Below are 1,840 nucleotides of genomic sequence, written 5' to 3' on the forward strand. Positions count from 1 at the left end.
CGACCTATGCCTGTCGAATCCGTAACGCTCCCTTAAAAGTGTTACTAGCTTATTGTACCAAATTTCACAGCTTTTATCAAACGTAAGTTCGCTTTAGTTCGTCTACACTGTTGTTCTTCTCTAACTAAGATCCCTCGGATTTGTTGCAAAAAAGTTGAATTTCAGTCACTATTAAAGAAAGGTATATGTTCTACTGTAATATTTATCAAAAATAATATCTACCAAAAATATCTATCAAAAAATTCTAATGATTTATCTATCATCACAATGTTCTAATGCACTATCTAGCGCTATGTAATTATGCTTTTTTTAGGACACCGTAGCTTAAAGTATATGTTAGCCAAACTATAGGAGGTCATGTGATGCAACAGTTATATATGAAACAAAAAGTTTTTTCAATTGGTGAAAAGTTTACTGTCACGGATGATCAAGAAAACCCTATCTACTACGTTGAAGGAAGTTTCATGCAAATTCCTAAAACTTTCGAGATTTATGATCAAAATGGAGACAACGTCTGTACGATTACAAAGAAAGTTTTTAGTCTCCTCCCTAAATTCTTCGTGGATATTGAAGGACAACCGACAATTACGATTATAAAGGAGTTCACTCTTTTTAAACCACGTTATACGATCGATTCTGGTGACATTTCCGTCACTGGTGATTGGTGGGATATGGATTTTGAGGTGAGTGAGGCTGGTTCGTCTATCGCCCAAATCAACAAAAAGTGGTTTTCTTGGGGAGATACTTATGAGATAACTGTGTTCGATGATGATAAGAGAGATCTTATTGTCTCATTAGTTGTTGCCATCGATCGGGTCAAAGCAGATCAAGCAGCATCTTCATCGTCATCGTCATAAATCATCTAATATCCCTCTGTTTCACGACTAAAGTGTTCAAAAATAACTAAAACGCGAGCTGTGTTGTCATCTCACAGCTCTTTTTCATGCAATTCTCATTTAAGTAGTGGTTTATTGTGATTTTTGACACATGTGTTCGTTTTTTTGATAATATATTCTTGTAAAACATCAATATTTAGGGGGATTATTATCGTGAATAAATTGTTAAAAGTCGGGATGGCCCTCTCTGCAGTGCTTTTAGTAGGTTGTAGTAATAATGGGGCTGATAGTGATAAGGACACATCGTCCTCAGACAAAACTGAGGCTGATTCTGGGGCTTCTGAGCAACAGTATACTGACCCAAGTGAGTTGAAAGATAGTTATGATGTCATCATCGTTGGGGCTGGTGGTGCAGGAATGACTGCTGCTATTGAAGCAAAGAACAAGGGACTTAATCCAGTCATTTTCGAAAAAATGCCAGTTGCTGGGGGCAATACGTCTAAATCATCCAGTGGTATGAATGCTTCAGAAACTAAATTCCAAAAAGAAGAAGGTATCGAAGACTCAAATGATGCTTTTTATGAAGAAACATTAAAGGGTGGGCATAACACAAATGACAAAGAGCTCTTACGCTTTTTTGTTGACCATTCAGCAGATGCTATCGATTGGTTAGATAGTAATGGCATCACGCTTGATAACCTGACGATTACTGGTGGAATGAGTGAAAAGAGAACACATCGTCCAACAGATGGTTCTGCCATAGGTGGTTACCTAGTTGACGGGTTATTACGTAACGTTCATGAGCGTGAAATACCACTATTCGTCAATTCAGATGTCACTGAGATTAATGAAAAAGATGGTGTAGTCGATGGCGTCACTGTTACAGTTCAAGGTGAAGAGCCACAATCAATTTCAAGCAAAGCCGTCATCATAACGACCGGTGGTTTTGGAGCTAGTAAAGAATTAATCGATAAATACCGTCCTGATCTTGCAGGATACGTGAC

Annotated in this window: 2 protein-coding genes; both read left to right on the top strand. The window is 37.8% G+C overall.

Annotated elements, in window-relative coordinates:
* The first annotated feature begins 362 nt into the window (after positions 1-362).
* Entirely contained in the window at positions 363-857 is a 495-nt protein-coding gene (locus H541_RS0110910; protein WP_022797304.1) for an LURP-one-related/scramblase family protein, read from the top strand.
* A gap of 216 nt (positions 858-1,073) precedes the next feature.
* Positions 1,074-1,840: FAD-dependent oxidoreductase (locus H541_RS0110915; RefSeq protein WP_026501802.1), on the top strand; the 767-nt coding region annotated here is incomplete at its 3' end.

This window comes from Bavariicoccus seileri WCC 4188 (genome assembly GCF_000421665.1).
GTDB classification, from domain to species: domain Bacteria; phylum Bacillota; class Bacilli; order Lactobacillales; family Aerococcaceae; genus Bavariicoccus; species Bavariicoccus seileri.